At 65.9% G+C, this 18,057-nt stretch carries 16 protein-coding genes and 1 pseudogene; 7 read left to right on the top strand and 10 right to left on the bottom strand.

What is annotated here, in order from left to right; all coding sequences use genetic code 11:
* The first annotated feature begins 174 nt into the window (after positions 1-174).
* Entirely contained in the window at positions 175-645 is a 471-nt protein-coding gene (locus CXY80_RS04015) for a hypothetical protein (RefSeq protein WP_104131696.1), read from the top strand.
* Here CXY80_RS04015 and CXY80_RS19395 read toward each other — a convergent pair.
* The 4 genes and pseudogenes from CXY80_RS19395 to CXY80_RS04000 all read right to left on the bottom strand — a co-directional run bounded on the left by CXY80_RS19395 (position 616) and on the right by CXY80_RS04000 (position 3,662).
* A complete protein-coding gene (locus CXY80_RS19395) occupies positions 616-987 on the bottom strand; it encodes a hypothetical protein (RefSeq protein ID WP_233194947.1) in 372 nt (123 codons plus the stop codon). The genes CXY80_RS04015 and CXY80_RS19395 overlap by 30 nt on opposite strands.
* Before the next feature lie 205 nt (positions 988-1,192).
* A pseudogene (locus CXY80_RS20675) lies at positions 1,193-1,474 on the bottom strand (M12 family metallopeptidase); the annotation flags it as partial.
* A 4-nt stretch (positions 1,475-1,478) separates the two neighbouring features.
* Entirely contained in the window at positions 1,479-1,952 is a 474-nt protein-coding gene (locus tag CXY80_RS20020) for a M12 family metallopeptidase (protein WP_233194946.1), read from the bottom strand.
* 147 nt (positions 1,953-2,099) lie between these two features.
* Positions 2,100-3,662, bottom strand: coding sequence for a phosphotransferase (locus CXY80_RS04000; RefSeq protein ID WP_104131695.1), 1,563 nt, complete (start codon positions 3,660-3,662; stop codon positions 2,100-2,102).
* 243 nt (positions 3,663-3,905) lie between these two features.
* On the opposite strand from CXY80_RS04000, the gene CXY80_RS03995 reads away from it, so the two are divergent.
* On the top strand, positions 3,906-4,553 hold the full coding sequence (locus tag CXY80_RS03995; protein ID WP_233194944.1) for a GntR family transcriptional regulator: 648 nt from the start codon (positions 3,906-3,908) through the stop codon (positions 4,551-4,553).
* 87 nt (positions 4,554-4,640) lie between these two features.
* Here the strand turns inward: CXY80_RS03995 and CXY80_RS19390 are convergent, their stop codons facing one another.
* From CXY80_RS19390 to CXY80_RS03985, 3 genes are all read right to left on the bottom strand, one after another.
* Positions 4,641-4,817 carry a hypothetical protein gene (locus tag CXY80_RS19390; RefSeq protein ID WP_158251562.1) on the bottom strand — a complete coding sequence of 59 codons (177 nt, stop codon included), beginning with the start codon at positions 4,815-4,817 and terminating at the stop codon, positions 4,641-4,643.
* A 134-nt stretch (positions 4,818-4,951) separates the two neighbouring features.
* On the bottom strand, positions 4,952-5,455 hold the full coding sequence (locus CXY80_RS03990) for a GNAT family N-acetyltransferase (RefSeq protein WP_092452112.1): 504 nt from the start codon (positions 5,453-5,455) through the stop codon (positions 4,952-4,954).
* Positions 5,456-5,500: 45 nt separating this feature from the next.
* On the bottom strand, positions 5,501-6,457 hold the full coding sequence (locus CXY80_RS03985) for an ornithine cyclodeaminase family protein (RefSeq protein WP_233194943.1): 957 nt from the start codon (positions 6,455-6,457) through the stop codon (positions 5,501-5,503).
* A 106-nt stretch (positions 6,458-6,563) separates the two neighbouring features.
* On the opposite strand from CXY80_RS03985, the gene CXY80_RS03980 reads away from it, so the two are divergent.
* A complete protein-coding gene (locus CXY80_RS03980) occupies positions 6,564-8,282 on the top strand; it encodes an AMP-binding protein (protein WP_104131692.1) in 1,719 nt (572 codons plus the stop codon).
* An 81-nt stretch (positions 8,283-8,363) separates the two neighbouring features.
* Positions 8,364-8,888, top strand: coding sequence for a pyruvate formate lyase family protein (locus CXY80_RS19065; protein ID WP_146070671.1), 525 nt, complete (start codon positions 8,364-8,366; stop codon positions 8,886-8,888).
* Here the strand turns inward: CXY80_RS19065 and CXY80_RS03965 are convergent.
* Together CXY80_RS03965 and CXY80_RS03960 are read right to left on the bottom strand one after the other, a co-directional pair.
* Complete coding sequence (locus CXY80_RS03965; RefSeq protein ID WP_233194942.1) at positions 8,885-9,739, bottom strand: TIGR00645 family protein; 855 nt, start codon at positions 9,737-9,739, stop codon at positions 8,885-8,887. The two genes, CXY80_RS19065 and CXY80_RS03965, sit on opposite strands and share 4 nt — an antisense overlap.
* Before the next feature lie 130 nt (positions 9,740-9,869).
* Positions 9,870-10,637 (bottom strand): BTAD domain-containing putative transcriptional regulator, encoded by a 768-nt coding sequence (locus tag CXY80_RS03960; protein WP_104131690.1) that lies wholly within the window; start codon positions 10,635-10,637, stop codon positions 9,870-9,872.
* A 236-nt stretch (positions 10,638-10,873) separates the two neighbouring features.
* Between CXY80_RS03960 and CXY80_RS03955 the strand changes: the two genes are divergently transcribed.
* Entirely contained in the window at positions 10,874-11,731 is an 858-nt protein-coding gene (locus tag CXY80_RS03955) for a caspase family protein (RefSeq protein ID WP_104131689.1), read from the top strand.
* A gap of 27 nt (positions 11,732-11,758) precedes the next feature.
* Here CXY80_RS03955 and CXY80_RS03950 read toward each other — a convergent pair whose 3' ends face one another.
* Positions 11,759-13,561, bottom strand: a complete 1,803-nt coding sequence (locus CXY80_RS03950) for a hypothetical protein (protein WP_146070670.1) — start codon at positions 13,559-13,561, stop codon at positions 11,759-11,761.
* 170 nt (positions 13,562-13,731) lie between these two features.
* Between CXY80_RS03950 and CXY80_RS03945 the strand changes: the two genes are divergently transcribed.
* A complete protein-coding gene (locus tag CXY80_RS03945) occupies positions 13,732-15,927 on the top strand; it encodes a caspase family protein (RefSeq protein ID WP_104131687.1) in 2,196 nt (731 codons plus the stop codon).
* Positions 15,928-16,111: 184 nt separating this feature from the next.
* Positions 16,112-17,788, top strand: a complete 1,677-nt coding sequence (locus tag CXY80_RS03940; protein WP_158251561.1) for a flotillin family protein — start codon at positions 16,112-16,114, stop codon at positions 17,786-17,788.
* Positions 17,789-18,057: the final 269 nt, after the last annotated feature.

Genomic DNA, 18,057 nt, shown 5'->3' with positions numbered 1-18,057 from the left:
CCGAAAGCGAAGGCGAAGCGGGCTCGTTCCGTCTCCTGACTTCCCGCCACTTCACGATTCGCGGGAGCTGCGCCGCTGCGCGGGAGACGGAACTCCCGCGTACTGGCGCAAGTCCCGCGCGGCACGCTGCCGCGGCGACGAGCACGATGTTCGGGGCGGTGGCACCATGGCGACATGCCAGAACCCACCGAAAGGAACGTCACCGTCACCGGCGTCATCGAGTTCGCACCGGGGGAGCGTCCGACCGGACCGTTCACCGTGACGGTGCTGATTGAAGACGTGTCCAAAGCGGATGCTCCGAGCACCATCGTGGGCCACTCCCGCACCGAGATCCCCGCGCTCGCCGCGGACACGAACTCCGATGCCGCTGCGGGGTTGCCGGTGACCGTGACCGTGCCTGCGGACGCGCTTGCGGGCATCCGTCTGCTGAATTTGCGCATTCATGTGCGGGAGGGATCCCCGGACACAGAAGTGCGCCAGAAGTCCGATTCGCGCGAACCCCTGACGCACGTCGCGGCCGGGGAACGGTCCCAGCCTGACTCGGCCATCGAACGCCCCGACATCACCGAGGGGGATTTCGTCTCGACGCAGTCCCACCCGGTGCTGCCGAAGGGGTCAGTCCGTGTCCCGGTTCAGCGTGTCTGAACCGGCACGCACTTCGGCCTCGTCGAACGACGTGATCACGCCGCCGAGGCTCTCATAGCCGGTGAGCGATGGACCCCACGCAGCGCCGTTGAACCACTTGTGGAACAGCGCGCTGTTGGTGCCGGTGAGGAACACGTCCAGCCGGCAGGGTGCCCAGGACACGACGCGCGGCTGCGAGGTGGCGATGCCGCCCATGTTTTCGTAGCCGGTGACCGATGGCCCCCAGGAGCTGCCGTTCCACCACTTGTGATAGAGCGCGCTGTCGGTACCGGTCACGAACAGGTCGAGCCGGTCTGGCGACCACGCGACCGCCTGCGGAACGCTCTCGGCGATGCCACCCATGTTCTCGTAGCCGGTGATCGAGGGACCCCCCGGCTCCGCTGAACCACTTGTGGAACACGGCCCGGTTGGTACCGAGCACGAACGCATCCAACCGGTTCGCACCCCACGACACCACCGGGCTCGAACTGGCCCGTACGGTTTGCGGATACATGAGGTTGACCGCGGCGATATCACCGGCCGATAGCGCGGTGCGCTGACCGATCTGCGCTCCGGCCTGCACCAGGGTGATCGTCTCAAGCCCATTCTTCGAGAACGCGGTGCGCGGATAGTGCATGATCGAGCCGTAGTCATACCCACCGACATCGTCACCGTCGACGATGTGCTGGTCGAACTGGTTCTCCATACCCGACTCAATGTTGGCCACGTTGATCGTCACGAAGGCGTTGCTATCCTCCCGACTCTGTTCGTGCCAGAGCCCGACCGCGTGGCCGATCTCGTGGATCGCATTACCGGTGCTGCAGCCGGTCCCCAAACTGATGGTTTGCATGCCGTTACCCTGCATACCGAGCATCGACCAGCATCGACCAGCATCCGCCAGAATCGCTGAACTCGATGAAGTTGGAGAATTGCCCCGTATTGGCCGCCGTGCGTTCGGTAAAGCGGATGGGAGTGCTGGCCTCCCAGTGGGAGATCGCGTCGCGCACCCGCTGCTGGTTCGGAAGGGCGGCGTTGATCCGAAACGGAACGTGGGCGTTCGGCCATCGAAAGCGCGCGCCGGTGATGGCCACGCCGCGGGCACGACCGTCGTCGTGGCTTTCGGCATCCTTGGTCTGCTCCAACTCGGCAACCGTGCCCAGCACAATGTCACCTTCGAAGACGGCCAGATTGTTGACCTTGTAGTAGACCACTTCGGTTGGCCCGAAGGTGACGCCGGAGATGAAACCGGATGCCGATTCGCCCGCTTGAAATTCACCCTCACTAACGAATTTCTGGTCGCCCCCGGGGCCGGAAATATTTTCTGCCATGGAACTACTTTCTGTGTGCTCTGTCCCTTGCTGGCACTGTACCGGAACGCGCGTCAGGCTACGCCGCCGGGCGTTATCGGAGCGTTACTCGGGGCCGGTGCACGGAGTCGCGCCCGGCGGCCCACAGTTCGGCATTGCGCACCACGATCAGTCCGGCGTGCCGACCAGCCGTTCGATCGCAGCGAGCGGGATCGGCAGCCAGGCGGGTCGATTGCGACTCTCATAGACAGCCTCGTAGAGAGCTTTGTCGAGCTCGAAGGCCTCGAGCAGGGCAAGCTGCTCGGCCAGTTTGAGGCCGGAGCGTTCCGCGTAACCGTCGAGGAAAGCGCCACGGCAGGCCATTGCCCAATCGGAAATCATCGGCAGATTCTTCGTCATCGCACAGGACGACGAACCGGCTGAGGCGAGGGTGACCGCGGCTTCGGCCGTGGTCGCCGTCATCGCGCCGGACACGTAGGAGAAGGATCGCAGCATGCCGGCGACGTCGCGCATCGGGACATCGGGCCGGGTGCGTTCCCGCAGAGTGCGTAGCGGTTCACCCTCGAAATCCAGCAGCACCCAGCCGCGGCCCTGCACGTCGAGAACCTGCCCGAGGTGAAAGTCACCGTGGATGCGCTGGAGTCTGGGCCACGCCGCGGATTCCGCCCGGGCAAACACCGCTTCGATGGCGCTCTGGTATTTGGCCAACAGCGGGACTTCACGCAGGGTCTGACTGCAGCGCAGTTTGATCTTGGCCATTTCCTCGGCAATGACGTCGGGGCTCGCCTCCAAGGTCGGCAGGGTGCGCGCGAGATCGTGGTGCACGTCGGCGGTGGCCTGCCCCAGCCGGAAGGCCGGGCCGGTGAAATCACTGCCCGCGGCGGCAGCGATCAGGGCCGTGCGCCAGGCATCCGGTGCATCGGGCAGAAACTCCTGGGCAAATGCCAGGTGGCCGACCGCTCTCTGGCCGGGCTCGGCCGGATCGTCCCACTGGCCGAGCACGGCACCGAACGGCAGCGGGATGCGAGTTGAGCCGGCACCGGCCAGCGCAGCCTGCACCGTCACATCCGGATTCTCTCCCGCATGAATAATTCGGAAGACCTTGCAAATAATCGGCACCGCTGGCGAACCGGATGCGTCGACGCGGTCCACGATGATCGAGGTATTGGATTGCTCTCCGCTGAGCACCCGACTCGATATGACGGTTGCGGCCGTCGTGCTGGAAGGGGCGGTGGAGCGCGGGCGCAGGTCCTCGCCCCGCGCGCTGGCGGCGGAGCGGTCGGTCGCCGTTGGTTTGGTGGACACGGACACGTCCTGCCGCTCCATGAATGCCAGCAACGCGGCAGCGAAGGCGGGGTCGTAGGCGGCATCGTAAATGTAGCGGGCGTTGAGCGAGCCCGGTTGGCGCACGGTGATCAGGGCGTTGTCGGCGCCGGGCAATTCCTCGAAGCGTTCAGTGGTCGGCAACTGGTACAGCGTGAGGGTGAGGCTCGCTGTGTCGAGCACGAAATCAACGCGGATGGTGACTCCCGGCTCGGCGCAGTCAAGGGCGAAGTGCCCGATGCTGCGCAGCGCGGGAACTCGCCCCTTGTTGCCGAACCAACGCTGCGTCGACACCCAGGCATTGACGTAGCTGGGCAGTGGGGTGCCGCGATGGTTGGGGGCGAGGTCGGCGGTGTTGTGGGGCTGCGAATCTCGGTCTGGACGGTGAGCGCTGTCTCCATCGATCATGCCGCCAGCGTAGCGTCCCAACCGGGATTCTGTCGGCGCGCCCGAGGACCCGAACTTGGGGCTTGCGGTAGCCTCTGTCAAGCCCCCTAATCGGGACTGCGTCGATCGGGCGAAAATTTCGGCGCCCCAAGTTGCAATTGTAAACAATGGACAGCGTGGTGGGACGCCTTCAGATACTTCTAGACATCCATTCGAGAAAGAACCGTGCAGGGTATGCCCCAGCGATATTCATTGGAACCGGTCGTGCAGGAATCAACTCCGTCGATCATCGCTCGCAAACTGCGCTACGCGATCGCGCACGGCGAGGTCGCTCCCGGGTCGCAACTGGGTGAGGCAGAACTCGCCCGCGAACTCGGTGTCAGTCGAGGCCCTCTGCGCGAAGCCATGCAGCGCCTGACGCAGGAGGGACTCCTGGTCAGCATTCGCAACCGGGGTCTGTTCGTCATCGAGATGACGGACGCTGAGATTCGTGACATGTACGTGCTGCGCACCGCCATCGAGTCGGCGGCCTGCAAGCTGCTGGTGCGGGCGGACCACGTAGCCGCCGGCAAGGAACTGCTGACCCAGGTATCAGAGATGGAGAATGCTGCCGCCATCGGCAATCGTGCCGCCATGAGCGACGCCGACATGGTCTTTCATGAACGCCTCGTCACCCTGAGTGGCAGCCGCCGCCTCGCGCGCATCCACAGCACCCTGATGACGGAGACCCGGATGTGCCTGACCGTACTCCAGGACTCCTATCGGGTCGACGGGGAGTGGATCGCGGAGCATCGCGGTATCGCCGAGGCTGTGTTCAACGGCGACGGGCCGCTGGCCGAGAGTCGGCTCAGCGACCATGCCGAGGCCGCGCTGGCGCGACTGACCGATTCGACGGCATCCATATCGGTGTGACCGGCATCTGAATGCCCGGACCTTTGGGGTCGGGCACAGTCGTTCCAAGCCGGTAGCTTCGCCGTTTTGTTCCCGGAGGCGAACGATTCAGGCCGTGCGCGGCGCCAGGATGACGTGGGGCAGACTGGCCGGTTCGACGCGGATGCTGGTGCGCTCGCAGCCAGTGCACTTGAGGACGTAGAGCGGAAGGGTGATGCGCAGGGCCTGCGCGGGGTTGGGTTTCAAATCAGCGGGTGACTTGCAAAACGGGCAGGTGAGTCGCATCGCGGGGGTTTCCCTTGGCTCAGTTCTGCGCAAGCGGTAGCTCGCGTCAGATTGACCATAGGGTGTTCCGTGTTTCTCTGCTGCCCCTTGAATTCGCCGCCAAACTGTGTGTAAAGAACAGTCTGGCCGCACCGCTAAACGGATGCCGCGAGCAGGCTCACGACGACGGTGTCGTCCTTCGTCGACAGCTGGCCGACCTCGGCGAACCCGAGGCGGCCGTGGAACGCGAGGGATCCCGGATTCGGCGGTTCGAGGTTGACCTCGCACAGCACCTCGGCGAGCAGCTCGCGGCGGGCCGCACCGAAGATGGCATCGTAGAGAACCTGGCCGAGCCCCTGCCCGCGAAAACCGTCGGCCACGACGATGCGGTCGACGTAGAGAAAATCGGTGGATCGCTGGGAGAACCAGCGGTAGTTCTCGCTCGCGTACTCGGCGCCGGCGACAAAAAGGATGGCAAAGCCGAGTACCTCGGCGGCCGCATCGTCGTCGGCGACGACAGCGACCGCGAGGTGGCTGTGTTCGACCAGCGCGACCAGTGCCGGCGCATCCAGCTCATTGACCGCTGGAACGGCGGCATTGTTGAGCGCGAGCAGGCGCGGCAGGTCGGCGGCCACGAGGGAACGAATCGAGTAGGTCACCCACTAACGATAGGCCAACGCCCTGGCCCGCGAACCACGGGCCCGCTACGCCTCCGAGCGCGCTCCGGCCCGGTACACGGCGGTCGCGATGACGAGGTCTTCCCATGACATCCCGGTGCTCTTGAAGACGCGCGGAGTTTCCGCCGTGACGGCGACGGTTCCCGTCACGATGTCACGCAGCGGCACGAGCTCGTGCGGGGCGATGACACCCTCGGCCACCGCGATGATGACGTCGCCGGCCTCCCGCTGCGCCGTGGCCGGGTCTTCGACGACGACCTGCGCGCGGGCGAGGAGCGCTGAGTCGAGCTCACGGGCATCCGTTTCGTGCGAACCGACGGCGACGACGCAGCAATCGGCGGGCACCAGGCTGCCGTCGAACAGCGGAGTACGCGCGGTGGTGGCGCAGACGATCAACTGGGCCGTTGCCACGTCAGCGGCCGTGCCGACCTGGGCCGGCAGGCCGCTGGCGGTCACCCGGGCGGCGAACAGCTCGGCGCGGGGCTGGTCTCGGGCCACGATCGTGACCCGGTCGATCGAGCGGATGGCCCGCATCGCCTCGATATGCCCCCAGGCTTGCGGCCCCGACCCGAACACCACCAGGTGTTCTACGGCGGCCGGAGCCAGGTAGTCGGCGGCCGCGGCCGACACTGCCGGGGTGCGCAGGGTCGTGATCGCGGCGCCGTCGAACAGCGTGATCGGCGTGAGCGTCAGGGCGTCGAGCAGCAGATAGACGCCCTGAATGCGCTCCCGACCAAGGGCCGGGTTGCCCGGCGTGACCGACGCCACTTTGATGCCGACGAAATCCGAAGCTTCAGTGGGCATGAGCAGCAATTGGCCGTTCGCGACCGCCAGAACCTGCCGGGCGAAGTCACGCACCGGATCGAGCCCGGTGGCGAGCGCGTTCTGCACGGCTCGCACCGCCGTACCGTAGTCCACCCGCTCAAAAATTTCTTCGGTGGTGACCATGGTGGTCGGAGCGGGTCTGGAGCTTGTAAATGTCATCCGTCGCAGACTATCGGGCGGCCTGCGTCCGCAGCACTGCCAGAATGGACTGTCGCCGTTTCAGCCTGGCGACACGTTTCACGGTGGCAAGAGGAGACAACGGCGTATGACTCACCAGGTGAGCACGACCAAACCGAGCACGGATAACTACCGGGCCGCCCGCGACCAGTTGCTGGCGCTGCGCAACGATCATTCCCGTGCCGCGCAGGAGTTTGAATGGCCCGACGTGGGGGAACACTTCAACTGGGCCACCGACTGGTTCGACGTGCTCGCACGCGGCAACGACAAAATCGCTTTGTGGATCGTCGAAGAAGACGGCAGCGAGCAGAAGTTCAGTTTCGCCGAGATGGCGCAACGCTCCGACCAGGTGGCCACCTGGCTGGCCCGGCAGGGCGTGCGGCACGGCGACCATGTCATGCTCATGCTCGGCAACCAGCTCGAAATCTGGGAGGCGATGCTCGCCATTATGAAGGTCGGCGCGGTCATCATGCCGACCAGTGCCGTGCTCGCCGCTCATGACCTGACCGACCGGGTGCTTCGCGGCGGCGTCACCCATGTGATCGCGAACTCGTCCGATGCAGCCAAGTTCGACGATGTTCCCGGCGACTACACCCGCATCAGCGTCGGCGCGCCGCGCCCCGGGTGGGCCGACTTCGCGGACGCCTACGCGCTCACCCCGGAACTCATCGCGACGGTCGTGGCATCCGGTGACCCATCGCTGATCTACTTCACCTCCGGTACGACGAGCAAGCCCAAAATGGTGCTGCACTCGCAGACCTCCTACCCGGTCGGCCACCTGTCGACCATGTACTGGCTGGGCCTTCGCCCCGGAGATGTGCACCTCGCCATCAGCTCGCCCGGCTGGGGCAAGCACGCCTGGAGCTGCTTCTTTGCCCCGTGGATCGCCGAGGCGACCGTATTCGTCTACAACTACTCCAAGTTCGCTCCCAGCGCCCTCATCGCCCAGCTGCATCGAGCGAAGGTCAGCACGTTTTGCGCACCGCCGACGGTCTGGCGCATGCTCATTCAAGCGGATGTCGGCCCCCGGCCGGCCGCCCTGCGCGAGTTACTCTCCGCCGGGGAACCGCTTAACCCCGAGGTCATTCGGCAGATCGACAACGGCTGGAAACTGACCATCCGCGATGGCTTCGGCCAGACCGAGACCACCGCCATCGTTGGAAACGGTCCCGGATCGGTGCTGAAGGCCGGGTCGATGGGCCTGCCCCTGCCCGGCGTCTCGATCAAGCTGCTCGACCCGATCACCGAACTGCCCGCCGAGGAAGGTGAGATCTGCCTCGACCTGTCGACGAGCCCGGTCAACTTGATGACCGGCTACCACGGCGAACCCGACCTTACCGCGCACGCCATTCGCGGCGGTTTTTTTCACACCGGCGACGTCGCCACAGTGGATGCCGACGGCTACCTCACCTTTATCGGCCGCACCGACGACGTGTTTAAGTCGAGCGATTACAAGGTGTCGCCGTTCGAGGTGGAGAGCGTGCTGCTCGAACACCCCGCGGTCGCCGAAGCCGCCGTGGTTCCCGCGCCCGATGCCACCCGGCTGAACATTCCCAAGGCGTACATCCACCTCGCCCCGGGCTGGGAGCCGACGGCCGAAACCGCCGAAGCCGTGCTTCGGCATGCCCGTACCGGCCTGCCCGCCTACATGCGGGTGCGCCGGGTGGAATTCTTCGAGCTGCCCAAGACCATCTCCGGCAAGATCCGCCGGGTCGAACTACGCGAGCGCGAAGCCGACGCGGCAAAAGCCGGCACCCGGCTGCCGAATGAATGGCGCGACGACCAGTTTCCGGGGCTCACGCGCTAGCAGCATCCGCTCGAAAAATCTGCGGGAAAGTCGGCGCTTACAGCCCGAGACCGGGCCTGGCCCCCTCGCTAGCGTGGAAGCATGACCCTCCTCGACAACCCGCGTGCCACGACAACCGACGACACAGGCTGGGCTGGCTTCACCGCCGGGCCGTCGCAGCACGGCCATGATGTTCGAGATTTGATCCAACGCAACTACACGCCGTTCACCGATGATGCGAGCTTTCTGACCGGCGCCACCGACCGCACACTGGCGCTCTGGGCCCGGCTGACGGAGATGTTCCCCCGGGAGCGCGCGCTCGGCGTCTACGACGTCGACCCGACCACCCCGGCATCGATTACCGCGCACGCCCCCGGCTACATCGACCAGCCGAGCGAGACCATTGTCGGTCTGCAAACGCATGCCCCGCTCAAGCGCGCCATTATGCCCTTCGGCGGCTGGCGCACACCCGGGTCGAGGTACTGCCCTTTCATCAGATGGGCGAGGACAAGTGGAATCGCCTGGCCATTCCGTATCCGCTGTACGGCGTGCTACCGCCCGATTCCGCGCTGCAGGAGCGGGTGCGGGCCCAGTTCCGCGCCCGCGGCCTCACGACGTTCTGGCTAGAAGCGGGCGAGCAACTCCGTTTTTTTGGCGTGGAATTCGGCATCCGTCACCACGCCGGCCTCGCGCAGCTGACCGAGCTGGGAGAGGTGAAGGGCGATTCCGGTCGCTCCCGCAGGGTGGCCTTCGAGTTCGCGGCGCGCGGGCGCGGGGGCGAGGGCCGCGACCGGTGCCGGTGCCGGGGTGACCGGGTGCACCGCGGCCACCCCTGCGGCGGGTGAGTGACCGGACTGGGACATCCGGTCGATCCAGGCCAGTGCTATCGCCGAGAGAATGAAAACCATGTGAATGATGACCTGCCACAGCACGCCGTCCCAGGTGTAGATATTGCCGGTGATGGTTTCGGTCGGGTTGTTATCGACGGGGGTGCCGCGCGCGGCCAGGTCGCCGACCTCGATGAAGGTCTTGAGCAGGTGGATCGACGAGATGCCGACGATGGCCATGGCGAGCTTGACCTTGAGCACGTTGGCATTGACGTGGGAGAGCCATTCCGGCTGGTCGGGGTGCCCTTCCAAACGGATGCGGGACACAAACGTCTCGTAGCCGCCGATAATGACCATGATCAGCAGGTTCGCGATCATGACGACGTCGATCAGGCCGAGCACCGAGAGCATGATCGCGGCTTCTTCGACGTGGATGCCACCGTCGTCCCCTGGCACGGTCAGCGAGGTCCAGACGTCGCCGCCGAGGTTGATGAGCTCGACCATGAACACGATCACGTAGATGATCTGCGCGATGATGAGCCCGATATAAAGCGGCGCCTGCAGCCAGCGGCTGAAGAAGATCATCAGGCCGACGCTGCGCACCCAGCGCGACTGCGGGCGGAACGGGCGGGGGAACTCGGTTTCAGTCACCGGTTGATCATAAGGGAGGCCCGGGTGAGAACCTCCTGTGCGCCGCAGCGCCTGTGGACGTACGCTGACGTGTTGATGAATCCGGTCACGATGGCCGCGCGCCAGCATTGTGGGCGCCTGGGCGGGACGATCAGGAAGGTCGCAGCGAACGCTCAAGAGCTCTGCGGCCGGTGGGCAGGCCTCCGGACAGATCGGTCGGCTCCAGTCCGAGCAGCGCGGCGAAATGGGCGGATGGTTCGACGCCGAGCTCACGGCCCAGATGGGCGCGAAAACTGCGGTACACCGGCACCGCCGAGGCATAGTTGTCTTCGGCGAGATGGCAGCGCACGAGCAGATGCTGGGTGCTCTCCCGCAACGGATCGACAACCGCAGCGGCACGGGCCGCGCCCAGGGCGCGACTGAAACTGCCGGCCAGCAGATGGGAGCGGGCCAGGGATTCCAGGGCGTCCACCCTCTGATTGAGCAGATGGTCCTGCTGTTCCAGCACCCATTCCTCGTACCAGCCCGGCAACAGGTTGGCCTCCTGCAATACATCGACGGATTCCGGCGGCACCGGCAACCCGCCGGTCAGGGTGATCTCGGTGATCAAATCGCGTACCTTGTGCAGATCCACACGCACCGCCGCGTCGAGCTGCAGCGGATCGGTTGCGTGGAGCAATCGGAGGAGTTCGTGCGAAATACGAAACACGCTCGCTCGCAGGTTGCCGGCCGACTGACGCTCGGAGCTATCCGGCCAGAGCAGCGCGGCCAGCACGTGCCGCGGTTGGGTGTGCAACACGGCGAGGGCCGCGAGCAGCCGCTGCTGGCGGGCACCGACCTCGACTGGCACGCCGCTGTAGCGTAACTGCCAGTAGCCCAGCACGCGAAGATCCCAGCCCGGTGTCACTGAAAATCCCATGAGTGCTCGATCCGCGAAAAAGTACAAAGCTGACCCGCAACCTCAGGCGGGATCCGCTACCGCCCAGAATGGCCACCCCGGGGCGGTTGTCAATGCCGTGTGCGCGCCAAAAAGTGGATGCTCCGCCACCGCCAACGCGTGCCCCCGACAGCTGGCAGTAACCAGCCAGTAACGCCGGGGTTTGTACAGTTGGCCTGCGGCATCCGCTGGCAATCGGCCCTTTTGATCGGATCGTCATGAAGCAATTGGCACTCTGCGTGGGCATCAATCGGTTCGAGAACCTGCCGATGAGCAGTTGGCTGAACGGCTGCGTCAATGATGCCGAAGACCTCAGTGCATTGCTCGGGAGCGCCTTCGGATTTGCCGACTCAAGCATCACCCTGCTGACCGACCAAGCCGCGACCCGGGATGCGGTTTACGGAACGCTGGTCGAGGCGCTCGACCGGGCGAATACCCCGGGGGAGCATCTGGAGCGCATTCTGTTCACCATGTCGAGCCACGGCACGCAGGTGGCCGACACCGATAACGAAGAGCCTGACGGCGTCGACGAGGCCTTTGCCACCTGTGACCTGCGTCAGGTCGGCACCCAGTGGGACCTCGAATCGCTCATCGTCGACGACGAACTGCACACCTTGTTTTCCCGGTTGCCCGAGGGGGTGCTGCTCGACGTAATTTTCGACACCTGCCATAGCGGTAGCGGCCTGCGGGCGATGGACCAACTCCTCCTACCGGATGACCGTCGTCCACGCTTCGTGCCCCCACCGACACCGCTAGGCCGGGACGGCACAGCGGTCGCGGGCGCGAACACCCGCATACTGCGCGATCTGGTGCGTACCTCGTCGGCCGTTGCGAAGCCCGTGTCGCTGGCCGCATGCCAGGCCGACCAGGAAGCGATCGACGCGAACTTTGACGGGCGGTACAACGGCGCGTTCACGCATTTTCTGCTCGAGGAGCTGCGCAGCGGGGCCGGCGCCAGTCGCGCCGACGTCGTCAAGCGCGTCAACAAGAAGTTGCGCGCCCGTAAGTTCGAACAGATCGCGCAGCTCGAGGCACCCGACCCCGGCAAAACAACGGCGTGGGGCACCGCGTTCTGAACGCCGCGCTCGTGCGCAGAAGACGGGTCAGGGGTGAAAGGTCGGCCGACGCAGTTCGGCTACGCCTGGTGCCGGGGTAGCGGGCGCGGCGGCGGGCGGCGGTGCGGGCGACGGTGCGGGGGGCGGCGCGGCAGCCGCTTTCAGCGCCGGGCGAGCGAGGGCGTGCGCGGCGAGTTTAGCCCGCTGCCGATGCAGGTCGAGAATCGGCTTGAGTGCGGCGAAGCTCAGACGACCACCCTCGTCGAAGCGCAGTTGCCCGCCACCGCGAATGAAAACATTCGCCTGGGTGGTCAGCCCGAATCTGCGCGCTTCAGCGACGGTGAACGTGAATTCCTGGGTGAAGGTGGCACCGATCTCCGACACCACGAAGCCGTCCGGCCCAACCCGAAGTGTCGGCCGCACCCGTTCCACTGAAATGGGGCGAGCGGGGTCGATCTTCGCCGCCTCCAGCAATTTCGGGTTCTCCCAGAGAAAACGTACGATCTCTTCCGGGTCGGAGCTGAGGGCGGCCAGCCGAATCGGGTACCGCAGTCCAATGAAGGTCGCAACGCCCGAAAGGTCGTGGTTCGGGGGCAATTTGATGCCGAGCTCGGCGAATGCCTCGGTAACGACGGGACGATACTCCAGGTCGTCGTCGGGCACGACCGCCATGTCGGCGGCGAGGATTCCGCCCAGCAGGTCTTCCCAGGTCACATCCACCGGTGCCATGTAGCCCAGGCTGCGGATGAGCATTCCCAAGACCTGACGGCCAACGTCTGCGCCGGCGCGGGCGATCTGGTACAGGCTCGAGCGGCCTCCGGGCAAGTCGAGCCGCTTCAGCCAGAGTCGCACCACCACGCGCAGCAGTACCTGCACGATCGCGCCGCCGCGAGCGTGCGGGTCGCGCAGGGTGCGCCAGTCGGGCGGACTGTCCTCGCTCAGGGACGACCGAACGGTTCCGCGTTTGAAGAGCTCATCGCCCAAACTGAACAGGTCGCTCCGAAGTACATCCTCGCTGAGGGTATCGAGGTTGAGGGTGTCACCGCCGGACGACGTCAACATTTGTTCGACCAGGGTGCGGGTGGAAAACACGGACAGCAGCGCCACGAGGTCGGCGAACGTTTCATGCAGGGCGAGTTGGTCGGGCTCGGCCTTGGCATCCGCCCATTTCGGCCGGTAGCCATCGACGATGGCGTGGGTCACCTCGTGGGCCACCAGATCGCGAAAGAGGGCCAGCGGCACGGCTTTGCTCGTACGATTGTCACATTTATGCCCGAATCGAATCAGACCCAGGTCGCGGTAGTAGCCGGATTGTCGGTACGACACCGGATCGTAGGCGCTGATGGTCAACCGTCCGCCACCGACCCAGCCCATCCTCCGGCCGAGTGTTGACTCAAACAGGGCGAGAGTGGATGCCGCCACCGCGTACACCTGCTGCGCCAGGAATCGGCTGTCCTCCAGCAGGGCCGCCAGATCATCGGGCGGTTTCTCGTCGACGCTCATCCACGGCGGGGTCGGGGAGCCGATGTCGAGACTGAACGGCTTCTGACGGGGCTTTCGCACGATCACGTCGAACCGGGCGCTGCGCGGCCCCGTGCCGATGCGTTCGGCCGGAACCCGCAGCGTGGTCGTGAGCAGCGGCGCGGGATCGCCCGGGGGCGGATTCGGTGGGACCGTGGTGAACGGCCCCTCGGCCAGAACGGTCAGGCTGACCTGCAGACCGCCCTGCCCGGCGTCGCTCAGCCCGGGATCGCTCAGCCCTGGATCGCTCAGCCCGGGATCGCTCAGCCCTGGATCGCTCGGTTGCGCGAGCGACGCGTCAGCAGACTCGGGATCGATACCAGTTGTCATGGCGGCCCCCACAGCATCCGTTTCTGTGTGCAATATGCAACCGCCGGCGTGGTTTGTCAAGGCTTCGGGTGAAGTAACGCAGCAGTAACGCTGGAGCGACATAATCGCAACGCCCCACCCCTGTTCCAGCATGAATTAGATGACATGAACTGAATGAGAGGAACGGTGCCATGCCCGAACCGATGCCCCCCGCCACACGGCAGCCGCCGCTGTCTCCAAGTGAGCTCGACCGCCTTCGCCCGCACGTGGTCAACCTCAGCGGCGGCAAATTCTCATCGAGTGGAGTGTTCCAGACCACTAAAAAAGATGTCGACGCCGTTTTTGCGACGCATCTGCCGGCCTTTGTTGCCGAGCATGGCGGCGTCGTACCCGTTATGTTCTGCGCCCACGGCGGGCTGGTCGGCGAGCAGTCCGGGCTGCGGATCGCTGCCACCCAGGTGGAGTGGTGGAAGTCCAACGGCGTGTATCCCATTCACTTCGTCTGGGAGACCGGCCTGGCCGGGGCCATCGCTGGTGCGGTGGGGGACTGGGCGCAGGGTCGTCGCGGCTGGCTCGACGAGGCCAAGGACCGCGTGCTTGAACTCGCGGCCCGATTCGGCCAGGGGCAGGCGATCTGGGGGCAGATGAAGCGCGCGGCCGAGGCTGCATCGGCCGGGGACGGCGGCGCCCGCTACGTCGCTGAAGCACTCGGCGCGTACTGCACCGCCCACCCCGACACGATCAGCGTGCACGCCGTTGGGCACAGTGCCGGATCAATTTTTCATCCCTTCTTTATTCCCGCCGCTTTGAAGGCCGGGGTACCGGCCTTCGACACGCTCAGCCTGCTGGCTCCGGCCGTGCGCACCGATGTGTTCGAGAAGCAGCTCGTGCCTCTGTGTGGCCAGGAGGTGAAGTCGCTGGCGTTGTTCACCATGACCGAAAAGCTCGAGCGCGCTGACACTTGCCTCGGCGCCTACGGAAAGTCCCTGCTCTACCTGGTGCGGGCGTCGTTTGAGCCCGAAGAATTTTCGCCCATTCTGGGCCTCGAGGAGTGCCTCCGCGCCGACCCGGTGCTCAGTCGACTGTTCGGGCTGTCCGGCACGAGCGGAGGCATCGCTGACATTATCTGGTCGAAAGCAACGGGCGGCCCCTTGACCAACCGCAGCACCTCGACCAGCCATGGCGGGTTCGACACCGACATCCCGACCATGGACAGCGTCGCGCGCCGGGTCACCGGCAGCTCGCGCATTCAGTCATTCCCGATCACCCGCTCCCGTGGCGACGAGCTCTGGCCGGTACCAGGCCCGGCCACGCCCCGGCGGGCCGGAACCCACCACGCGCTCTGTGTCGGTATCAACGCGTATCCCGGCGGCGATGCCCTCTACGGCTGCGTAGCGGATGCCGAGGCCTGGGCAGCGCAGCTCACCGCGGCCGGTTTCGCGGTGCGCACGCTGCTCGACGCGGAGGCGACCCGGCAGAATATTCTGCTCGGGCTGCTCGACGTGGTGGCGAGCAGCGTCGCGGGCGATGTGCTGGTCTTTCAGTACGCCGGGCACGGCACCTACGTGGACGACCTTGACGGTGACGAGGCGGAGTCCGGCAACGAGGAGAAGCAGTACGACGAAGCGCTCTGCCCGATCGACTTTCGCGAGGGCAATTTGATCATCGACGACGACCTCGGAGAGATCTTCGACCAGCTGCCCGACGGCGTCAGCCTCACCGCCTTCTTCGATTCCTGTCACTCGGGCGACGGCCAACGCCGGTTGCAACTGCTGCCGGTCGATGTGGAGGACCTGAGTACGGCATCCGCTCCCCATGGGCGTCGGGCGCGGTACGTCATCCCCGACAAGGAGACCAGCGAGAAATACCGGGCCAAGCGCGGGGCTCCCGCCCGGGCCGGCAAGCGGGCCTTGGCGCGGGAAGTGCTGTTCAGCGCCTGTAAACCGACCGAGGTGGCGTACGAGACAGGCGGTCACGGCGATTTCACCGTGGCAGCCAGCCTGCTCGTGGTGCCGAGGGCAAATCGGCTGACCAACGGCGAGTTCCTGGCGAAGATCCGGGAGGCATTTTCGAGTCAGCCGCGACAGTACCCCGACTTCAACGGGCCGCGGGCCGCGAAATCACGGGTCTTCCTGGCGCCGCTGGTGGCTGCCGCAGCGGAACCGACTGATCGGCCGCCCGGCACCGCATCTGGCACGATCCCCGCCGCGATAACGGCGCTGCTCGACCCGGCCGCAAGCCCCGGGGGCGGGACCGACGCGCTCGCGGCATCCGCTGGTACCGCCGGATCGGCTGGCGTCGCTGCCAGTCACGAAGCGGATGCTGCGGATCGCGCCCGCGCGGCCGCCGCGTTCCTGCGCGCTGCCGCCGACTTCATCGACGGGTAGTGGCCCGCTGGTGACCCCGAAAGACGGTGGGTGCCGTTGACGACGTGACCGACGGCATCCGCTTATTGTCGACATCTTTCGCATCCATCGCTGTGGCCTGCGACACTGGAGGAACAGCTCTGCGCCGAGGTCGTCGGACCGAATCGCGGAAACGATGTACGCGCCGGCTCCTCGGAAGGACCCCATGCTCGATTTTCTGTTCAGCCCGATCCCCGGGATCATTTTCACGATTGTCGTGGTTCTGCTTATCGGCCTGATTTACGCCAAGACGATCTATAAGAACGCGGGGCCCGATGAGGCCCTGATCATCACCGGCAAGAAGAGCCGCAAGACCATCGTCGATGGCGCCACGCTCGAGGAATCCGGCCAGCGAGTCGTGCATGGCCAGGGTGTGTTCATCACGCCGTTCTTCCAGAAGGCGTTCAAGATCAGCCTGCGCAGCCGGGCGATTGAGATCACGGCCGTCGCGCAGGACCGCAACGGCATCACGCTCTCCGTCGAGGCCGTCGCCATCGTCAAGGTCGGCGACGACCCCGCTGCGATTCGCGCCGCCGCCCAGCGGTTTCTTGGGCAGGACAAGAACATTGACGGCTTCGCGCAGGAGGTGCTGAGCGGTTCGCTGCGTTCGTCGATCGGTGCGACCGACGTCATGACCGTTATTCAGAAGCGCGATGAGCTCGGTTCCTCGGTGCTCGCCACGGCTCGCGAATCACTCGCCAACCAGGGCCTCGACGTTGACTCCTTCGAGATCAAGGGCATCACCGATGAGAACGACTACATTCGTGACATCGGTCGTGCCGAGCAGGCGAAGGTGCGTCGCCAGGCCGAGGTGGCCGAGCACGTTGCGAACCGCGAGTCGCAGGAAGCCCTGATTACCGCCGAGCAGGCCATCGCGGAAGCGCAGAATACGCTCGCGCTGCGTAAGGCCGCGCTGCAGCTTGACACCGACAAGGCGTCCGCCGAGGCCGCCGCGTCGAAGCCGCTCGCCGAGGCGAAGGCGCAGCAGGCCATCGTGCAGGAGCAGGAACTGACCGCCCAGCGCCGGGCCAGCCTGCGCAAGGCCGAGCTCGAGTCCGAGGTCAACGCGATCGCCGACGCCGATGCCTACCGCATCCGGGTCACCGCGATCGCGGCGGCCGAGGCATCCGTTGCCAAGGCCACCGCCGATCGCGACAGCCGTGTCGCCAACGCCGACGCTACCCGCGCGGAGGGCCAGGCCGAGGCCGACGCCATTCTCGCCCGAGGAACCGCCGAAGCGACGGCCACGCGCCTCTCCGCCGAGGCCGTCGCCCAGCAGTCCGAGGCGCTCATTCAGCTGCGCCTGATTGAAATGCTCCCGCAGATCGCGCACGAACTGGCCGCACCGATGGGTAACATCGACCAGCTCACCGTCATTTCAACGGATGGCGCCAGCCAACTCTCCAAGAACGTCGCGTCCGGCTTCAGCGAGGTCGACGCCGTGCTCGGCTCCACCATGGGAATCGGCATCAAGGACCTGCTCGGTGGGCTGCTTGGCGGCACTGCGGGAGCCGCTTTGCGGAACGCGACGCCCAGCCACAGCGGCGCATCCGCGTCGACCACTGGTGCTGCGCCGACTCACTCGAGCGCAACCGGCGCTGCGTCACAGCAGTCCGGGGCGGCGCCAACGTCGGCGTCGGCCGCCGCTGCGCCTTCGACAACGTCGGTGGCCTCGTCCGCAGCGACGGCTGGCGCAGCGGCGCGATCAGCAGCCCAAACATCCGTTTCGCAGTCGATCGACGGCGTTGATTTCGATGCTGTCGCCGACGAAGCTGCTGCCGCAATTACCCGTGCGGCGGCGGCCCGGCTGCCCAAGAAAGCTGGGGATCGCCTGCTCCCGTAGCTGGCAGAAGCGCGGGAGATTCGCTCCCACGGCCCCGGTGCAGCTGGCGTTCGAAGACTGTAACAGTGTCTGGCCAGCGCCCTGGGGGGCGGGGTCACCTGCCCCGTATCCTCCGGCACCGAAGTGCGACCCCCGACCTCGTCAGCAGCCGGGGCCGTGGGAGTTGGCGAGGCAGTCTTTGGCGACGAGTACGGTGGATTCGTTTGCGGCCATGACGGTGAATGGGGCGGAGGGCATGGTGATGGTGCCGTCGACTGGGCGCCAGCCTT

The sequence above is a fragment of the Cryobacterium sp. M91 genome (genome assembly GCF_002929615.1).
Lineage (GTDB): Bacteria > Actinomycetota > Actinomycetes > Actinomycetales > Microbacteriaceae > Cryobacterium > Cryobacterium levicorallinum.
The sequence above is the reverse complement of the archived record's forward strand: the minus strand, read 5'-3'. Positions and strand labels throughout refer to the sequence as shown.